The sequence below is a fragment of the Pseudomonas sp. 05N434 genome (genome assembly GCF_056396965.1).
In genome coordinates, this window is the sequence record NZ_JBFTMK010000166.1 from 1 (window position 1) to 8,719 (window position 8,719).

An 8,719-nucleotide genomic window follows, 5' to 3' on the forward strand; every position below is an offset into this window, starting at 1 on the left:
ATATACCGGCGCTGCATGAGCAACGTCGGGGCGCGATGTTCCGGGTTCCTTCATCCTGGCGAGACGTCACGGTGGTGCACGACGTGACCGGAGAGTCCGAGACGCTCAGGATGCGCGTGAACGGGATCGGGGCCGCTTACACGATCAAGACGCCTCTGCCCACAGGGGTCTGGCAAAGTACCTGGGTCAATGCGCCTCCCCCTTGTGGATATGGCGGGGTGGGTTATGGCACTGCCTTGTACTATGCGTTCTTCTGGCGAGTGCCGGCCAATGCGGGTGTGTGTGCCAAGCAGGCACAAAAGGACATTACCCAGGACTACCAGTTCGCTTATGAAAACACGGGGTTCAGCTACGAGCTGGCCACGCCCAACCCGCTCAAGATGTCGGCAGGCACCTATCGTGGCGTGCTGAACTACACCGTCGGGCCGCATCAGGATTTCGACATGGGCGATGTCATGTTGCCTGACGACGATTTGATCACCCTCAACTTCACGTTGAATGTCGAGCACACCTTGAAGGTGGATATTCCCCCAGGCGGCAATCAAGTGGAACTCGTTCCGTCAGGGGGATGGCAGGCCTGGCTGACCCAGGGGCGAAAACCGACCCGGTTGTTTCGTGATCAAACCTTCAACATTTCTTCGTCCAGCCGTTTCAAGATGCAGCTTCAGTGTCAAATCACCGGATTAACCGATTGCATGATTCTCGACCCCGTTTCGAAGCGACCTGCCGTGGTGAAACTGAGCGTCACCTTGCCCAACGGTTTGACGGATATCTTCGGGCAACCGGTCACGCGGCGTCCTTTGCATGTCGGGCAGGCAAATGCCCAGAAATTCCAACCCGGTTTCTACGTGGATCGCGCGCCAGGTACCCTGCATTTCGAGATTGCACCCAATTATGTGGAGTACATGATCCAGCCCGGGGTGTCGTCCAGATACTCCGGAAACATCACCGTGATATGGGACTCCGAAGTGTGATAACAGTGGAAGACGCCCTGAAGGCATGATCGCCTTCAGGGCGGGGGCTGATTATCCGGCGTTTTGCAGCGCCGCTCGGGTCAACCGACGGCTCAGCTGTTTTTCCTCGTAGCCGATGTCGTTGAGCAAACCGCCATAGACCTCGTCCGTCATTTCCTCGCCGGTGAGCACAAGGCTTTCCGGGACGTTGAGTTGACTGGCAAGGTCGAGTAACCGCTGCTTGAGCGCGCGTCGTTGCACAATCAACTGCTCTTTGGAACCGGCCCAGGCGCGTTGGGCCTCGCGCAGTTCATCCAGCAGGTCGGTCCTGTGTTCATACATCCGGGCATTGCGCCGGAACTCCGCGGGATAGGTGTCACGCAGGTATTTCTCCCAGTACGGCTGTTCGATCATTCCATTGACCAACCCGTCGCCGGCTTCCATCGACATTACCGTGTCGAACGCCGTGTCGAGCATTTCAGCGTTCACCCTGGCCAATTCGGGATACCGCAACAATGTCGATTGCCACGGCAAATCGAGACGTTGCGCCAGGCCGCTCTCATAGGCGAGGTACACTTCAATTTCGTCGCCGCCCGGACGTTTGGCGAAATCGGCCCGTGCAATATCTTCCACCCGCGCAAGACGGGCCGCCCCTTTTGCCAACCTGACCAACCTGCTTTCCAGCATGGCGCCCGATGTCGACAAGGCATAGGCTTCGGAGGCAAGCACCTTGATGCCCATGTGGTTGAACATCTGGGCTCCCGCATCGGCGCAGGTCGTGGGCGACGTTGCCATTTCGAACAGATCGGCGCGCAACTCGCTGTCCAGGTCGACGGCTTCGACCATTCGCCATACCCGGCTGCTCAGTTGATTACGCAATTCACCGCCGGCCCGGTAATCGGCCGAGGTGGTCTGTTTCTGGATCAAGGCGAAAAACCCTTCAGAGCCAGGCTCGGACATCAGGTCGTGCCAGGCTTCCTGGCGGAAGGTCCCCAACCCGGAGACTTCGGCACTCCACCACTCCGAGTCATCCTTCATCGGCCATTGGGCCATCGCGTCGGTGGCGGCGTCGGTATAGACCTGTGTGGGCGAGATGCCGACCGAGCGTCGATACGCCTGGAACTTGACGACATTGGCCTGAGACAGGTTCATTTCGAACAGGCGGGTCCGCGCCACGATAAACGCATCGTCAGAGCCGGGCACGACGGTGGGAATGATCCTGATCGGGTTTTCCTGCAGATCCAGAAAAAATCCTCGAGGCCGACGCTTGTTGGGCGCAAAGAGCCCGTCGGGCCACGTGGTGGCCCCCGTGTTGCTCAGACTCAGGATGCTGAGCCTGGGCATGCGCTCAACGTTCGGCAGCATCCCCAGCCTTGGGTTGTCATCGAGCCTGAGTGTTTCGATACGGGTCAGGTTTCGCAGCTGCTCGACCGACGCCGGCGTCAGCCTGATGTCGTTGTTCATCAGGCGTAGCGTGCGCAGGTAATGCATTTTGCCGATGCTGTCGGGCAACTGCGTCAAGCCGCAACCGCGGGCGCTCAGTTGCCGCAGGTGGGGGAAGTCTTTCAACAGGCCGGAGGCTTTCTGGGAGAACGTCGTGCGGTCCAGGTTCAACGTGGTGATCTGATCGAGGTAGTGCTTGATGTCCGGCAGTTCCTTCCACCAACGCTTGAGGTCGACAGCGTCGATTTCCGTGGAAAGGTCCAGTGCATAGCCGCCATCGGAAGTGGTGCTGCGCTCGCCGAATACGGTGGGCTTTCTCCTGAAACAATCGATGAGCCGTTCGCTGATGTGCAGCCCGCCACCGCGGACGAACCCTTGGCGATCCGGACCCCAGCTATCAGGTTGCCGATATCGCCATTTATTGAGCAGCACCTCAAGATCATGCAGTTCGCGGTCCAGTCGTGTCAGGGTCTGATGCCCTTGTTCCGGCGAGCCAAGGGATCGCACAAAGGTATCGGCTTCTCGTTCGTTGAAGTGGGGGTAGAGGTCCCGCACCCTTTCCGTGAGGGTGGCTTTGCGGGTGGACAAGCCAGGGCCGCGCAACAGCATCATGTCTTCGTGATCCGCCCGCGGACGGATTGGTGGCGCGAGGAGCACGGTGCGGCGTTCGGCAGGTGTCTGGGTCTTGACCATGACCCATTGTTTGAAAAAACGGCCCTGGCCGGGTCGATAACCCAATTGCGTCTGTTTGTTTTTCGGCAAGGCGTTGAGCACCGCTTCGAAAAAATCGGCGGCTTCCCGCAATTTGTGGTTTTGCGCGTCCCAGACTTCGAAGCGGTTCACCTCATCCCGGACCAGTATCCGGACGGTCGACGCGTCCTGCGTACCCACGCTGCAGCGCAGGGGGCCGGCATCGCTGCCTTCGCGTACTTCGATGCGTAACTCATTGAACGTGTCGGAATGAATCCTGAGCGCATTGAGCAACAGGCTTTCGGTTTCCGGCACCCACTGCGCATCGTCGTAGAACCCTTCATAGGCATGGTTTGCCCGGACTTCGAAGTCCGCTTCACGGGCGCGGATCTTGATGTTCAAAGGCAGGCGCTGCTCTTGTTCCATTCGCTTGAGGTCAGGGCTGTCGGCACGGCTCAGCAGGGTCTTCACCGCACGGGACGGCAGCTGTGCAAACTCATGGCGCACGAGCCTGACCCGGGGATCGTCCGATGCTTGTGCACCTTGGTACAGCTGATTGACGATGTCTGGAAGCAGGCGATTGGCTTCGTCCGCCAGCCGATCGCGCAGCGCTTGCACCTGTTCGCTTTTCGCCATTGGCCGGCCGAGTACTGCTTGCAGTTCCGCTTCATCGAGGAAGTTGACGAGGCTTGGCGCAAACTGGTCGCTCAACAGGTGCGACAGGCTGGTGGCCAGCGTCTGCCCCGCCGTTGCCTCGGGATTGCCGTACTGGCGAAAGGGACCGGTCAGGTCGTCGTTGTGATAAACCTTCAGCGATTTATCCGCAGGCCAGCCGTCCAGGTAGGTCGCCAGCGGTTCAAACCAGTAGGAGGACGGATCCAGCGCCAGCCCTGTGCGAATCCGTTCAATGCCGTTCCGGGCCTGGCGCTGGAGGTGCAGGCGTTCGAGGCTGTCGTCCAGTAGCGGTGGCGCAGCCGTGTTGTCGATGTACATCCGGCGCAGTGCGCCGTCGTCGGTGCCGCTGGCAATGCGCACGTGTTCGAGATCCGCGTCGGTCAGACCGTCGACGGTGTGGCCGAGACGGCGCAGCAGTTTCGGCGTACTCCATGCTCGCGGGTTTTCGCCTTCGTGAGTCCAGGCGCCGAGGCCGTTGTGTCGCAACTCGGGTGAATACGCATTGGCGCGGTGTGGATGCTTGACGCGGTAGTTGCCGGTTTGCGGGTCTTTCTGCACGGCGAATTGGGTGTCATCCAGCGGCAGGATGTCCTGGCCCTGGTGGGTATGCAGGCCCAGTTCGTCAGGACCGGAGTCGGCCGACAGCTTCACATCCGGCAGTTCGTAAGGCCGCAGATCGGGATGCCACAGGCGTGGCTCGCCATTGGGCAGCGTGACCGGTTTCATGCCTTCGATCAGTGGCGAGAGTTTCAGACGCACGACCTCGCCAATGTTTGCCCCGGCGGCGAACGCCGCCAGTTGAATGGCATCTTCCACCACACCCACGATGTGCTCGACGGCTTCGTTCCACAGCCCCAACGTCATGTCGACGAAGCCTTCGATGACATCGTTGGCGATCTGATAGGCGGTGTAGGCCATCATCAATTCCCCCAACCCCGGCACGAACGGTGTGACGACCATCAGGGCGACGTTGAAGATGTCCGAGACTATTTTCTTGAAATTCTCCCACCAGGCCCATCGGGCATTGCGATCGGTGTCGGCGGTGGACACGGCGATGTGTCGGGCGTCATTGAGGATTTTGTTCAGCTTCTGCTCAAAGCGGTATTTCCAGAATTCGCCGCGGATCGGTGTGGCGCTGAAACGAAGATTGGGCTGCTCGACCGGCACTTCCCGCCAGCTGGGCCCTGGATCCAGCGGATCTTTCTGATGCCATTTCACCTCGAACAGACGCTGCTGCAACCCGCCGAAAAAATGCCCTCTCTCCGGCTGATCGACGAACCGGCTGAAGAACTGGCGATAAGTCATTCCAGTGGACGAGATGAGCGGGTTGTCCCGCAGCTGGCGAGTCAGCTCATTCATGAAGGCGACCGTTGAGGGGTACTCTTTCAACGGATGTTCAGGGTCTTGCGGGACATACGCGAATATCGGCACGACCTCTCGCCTGTGCTCGCGGTACAGGTCCGGTGTGATCAATACGATCCCGGCCAGCCGGCTGTCCAGAATGGACAGTTCAGCGAAATGCATCACCCGGCCCTTGCGGGTGAGGTTGCGCTGGCCATCGAGCATCTTCAGGATCAGGTCGCTCGCGTCGGCATCAATGTCGCCGGTCATCAGCGCTTGTTGAACGGCTGCCTTGAAGGCAGCTTTCTCGCTGTCGATGATTTTGAGTTGCAGAAAACGCCTGGCGACGGCATCGCCGGGTAGCAAGCGGTCTTCAAGGTATCGGGCATAGCGCGCGCCAATGTCCAGCTCACGACACAGGGTCTGGAACTGTGCAATGGACATTTTGCGTTTGACCGGCAGGACGTCGAACAGACCGCGCTCATCGGGCTGGCTGATGAAGTCGGAATCCGGCTCGCAGGTTTCGCTGCGTGCGAAGTTGTGCAGGGCAGCGTTCAGCAGGGAGACGGTTCGGGTGACGACGCCGCCTGTGACGTCGATGGCATACCAGGGGCGTTCCTTGGGTAAGTAAAGATGCAAGTAAGTGGTTCTGACATCGACATCGACCCCGTACTGTTTCATCAATGCATCGGTGAGCAAGGGTTCAGCGAAGTCATCAACGTTTTGTAACTCTTCGAGAAACCGATCCACCTTGTTCTGGGCAGACCAGAGTTCAAGGTTGGCATCTTGTAACTGTGTGTGAGCAGATTGAGTGGCGGTCCTGATCCATTGTCCGGAACGGGTTTGTGTGAGGCTCAGTTCCCGCGCCCTGCGCAACGAAGCATCCTTGAATGTCGGGTGAATTCGACTCTGGATGAAAGCGTAGTGACGGCCCTTATCGTCGTCTGCCCCTCCTGGGCGGGCAGTTTTACGTCCTTGTAAATCTGACATTGTTTTTATCAGCCTTGAGCAGTTATGGAAGGCAACAGCCTATCCTTCGTCGCTCAAAGTAAAAGTCTGAATTACTGCGCGGAACACCTGTGGAGAGTGCCGAAAGCATTGGAATTTTCCATGCCGAAAATAACTATTTACCACCCGGTCAGCGGCGGGAGACCTCCACGGGCAAACATCCGGTGCCACTCCCCGGTTGCAGATATGGCATCAGGATGGGCGCCATGCCCTTGAGCACTTGCACGGGCAACGCCGAGGTAAATTTGAAGGCTTCGGCCGAGCGCCCCGGCACGTAGGCGGTCAAGGTGCCGAAATGGCTATCGCCGATGTAGAACACGAATGTTGCGGTGCGGTTGATCGATTTCGAGCTCAGAATCCGCCCTCCCGGACCGATGGCTTCGATGCGGTTGTCGCCGGTCCCGGTTTTGCCGCCCATGGCCAGCGGGGTGCCGTTGGCCAGTTTGAAACTGCCTGCCACGCGTTTGGCCGTGCCGGCATCCACCACTTGCGACAAGGCCTCGCGCATGGCGGTTGCCACCTCGGAAGGCATTACGCGTTTGCCGACGACCGGATTGTTGATCAGTTGGGTTTCATAGGGCGTACCGGCCGCGAAGTGCAGGCTGTCGATACGCAGCGTCGGCAGGCGTACACCGTCGTTGAGGATGGTGCCGATCAGCTCCGCCAGCGCGGCGGGTCGGTCGCCGGAGCTGCCGATGGCGGTGGCCAGCGAGGGCACCAGGTGGTCGAACGGATAGCCGACTTTCTGCCAGCGTTGATGAATGTCGAGGAACGCCTCGATCTCCAGCATCGTGCGGATGCGGCTGTCACGGGCGCCCTTGTGTTTGCTTTTGAACAGCCAGCTGTAAACCTCCTGGCGTTCGAATTCGCTGGCTTTGACGATCTGGCTGAACTTGGCGTCGGGGTTGTTCAGCAAGTAGCCCATCAGCCACAGATCCAGCGGGTGGACCTTGGCGATGAAGCCCTGATCCGGCAGGTCGTAGCTGCCCGGGCCGTAACTCAGGTACAGGCGTTCGAGGCGTTCGTCGGTGAGTTTTTCCGTGAGCTTGGCGCCCTTGAGGTGTGAGCGCACGAAGGTGTTGAAGCTCTCCTGGTCGGCCTGCGGGAATAGATAGCGATGCACGGCAGCCATGCGGATCGGTGTCGGGTGCATGCTGTCGAGGAAGGTCTCGAGGCGGGTCTGGGTGTCTTTGTTCTGGTACTTCTTCCAGAACCGCAGCAGGAATGCGGTGCCTTCACGGTCGGCAAACTGGGCCAGGTATTCCTGACGCCGCGGGTCGCGGTCGTCCTTGAGCAATTCGGCGCTGCTGTTGGGGCCTGCGTAGGTGCTGTAGCGCACCAGGTCGCGCATCAGCCGGATGAACGGCAGGTTGATCGACTCACGAATGGCATCGCGCAGGGACGGCATGCGGCCGTTGTCCTCCTTGCGGAAGTTAACGAACGTGTGCAGCCCGCCACCGGTGAAAAACGCCTCGCCGGGGCTGGCCGAATATTTGCGATCCAGTGCGGCGCCGAGCATTTTTGGCAGGCTGCGGTCGGTGTTCTGAATCATGTAATCGACGGCCCAGCTGCTCAGGCGATCCTGTTCGGCGACTTCGGTTTTCTTCAGTTCGGCAACGGTCATGCCTGCGTAGCGATCGTGCAATTCGGAGATGATCTGCAGGTAAGTGGTGAGCACACGCATTTTTGCGGTGGAGCCCAGTTCCAGCTTGCTGCCTTCATTGATGTCGAACGGTTGGTCGGTGCTGTCGGTCTGCACCCTTACCCGCGAGCCGTCCGGGGTCAGTTCGAACAGGGTGAAGCTGTAGCGCACCTGCGTGGTGCTGGTGGGGGTGAGCAGGCGTTCGCCGATCAGGCCGATTTCCGCTGCATAGGCTGGGTCGGCCAGATGCTTGAGGTATGCGGTGGCCTGGGTTTGCAGCTCGCCTTGCAGGGTGCTGGTGGCGGAAAGGTCGAGGCGGTCGAGGTCATACAGCGGCCGGTTGAGCAAACTGCCCAGGCGACTGCGCGCGACACTGATGCCTTTGTTGGTTTCGATCGGTTGGATGGTGGGTTGGGTCTGCCAGTCGCGGTAGGTCACTTGGCTTGCCAGTGCTGCCGCCGCGAGCGGTGCATCGATCACCCCATTTTGTGACAGCAGGCGAATATGGCTGTCGGTCAGGCTGGCCAATTCATCGCGGCCCTTGGTCAAGTAGTGGGAAGGGCGGCGTTGAGCAATCATCAGCGACAGCATTTCACGCAGGGCCAGGCCTTTCTCCGCCAGGCTTTTCTGATCGGTGTCGGTGCTGGCCAGCCGTTCGTTGGCCTTGTTGAAGTCGGCGCCGTACCACACACGCAAACCTTCGGCCATGCCGTGCACTTCACCGTGGCCCGGCACCGCGGACAGCGGAACACTGTTGAGGTAATCGCGAATCACATTTTGCCGTACCTGAAGGGTTTCCGGCCCCGTCTGATAGGCCCGCACGCTGGCGGAAATCATTTGGCGGATTTTTTCCGCGCCCGACACGGTCAAGCCGTCGGGCGAGTGTCGATATTTCTCAAGCTGTGTCGCCAGCGTACTGCCGCCCGCCGATTGGCCGGGCAGGCGCAACAGCTTGGCTACCTGGGAC

3 protein-coding genes are annotated in these 8,719 nt (G+C 59.7%); 1 reads left to right on the top strand and 2 read right to left on the bottom strand.

The window, feature by feature from the left end; translation table 11 throughout:
- On the top strand, nucleotides 1–974 hold a 974-nt coding region (locus AC1DLB_RS12900; RefSeq protein ID WP_477785083.1), incomplete at its 5' end, for a hypothetical protein.
- A 51-nt stretch (nucleotides 975–1,025) separates the two neighbouring features.
- On the opposite strand, the gene AC1DLB_RS12905 is transcribed toward AC1DLB_RS12900, so the two are convergent.
- Both AC1DLB_RS12905 and AC1DLB_RS12910 read right to left on the bottom strand, forming a co-directional pair.
- The gene (locus AC1DLB_RS12905) at nucleotides 1,026–5,978 is read right to left on the bottom strand and encodes an NEL-type E3 ubiquitin ligase domain-containing protein (protein ID WP_477744516.1); all 4,953 of its coding nucleotides are present in this window, start codon (nucleotides 5,976–5,978) and stop codon (nucleotides 1,026–1,028) included.
- Nucleotides 5,979–6,240: 262 nt separating this feature from the next.
- On the bottom strand, nucleotides 6,241–8,719 hold a 2,479-nt coding region (locus AC1DLB_RS12910), incomplete at its 5' end, for a transglycosylase domain-containing protein (protein ID WP_477785084.1).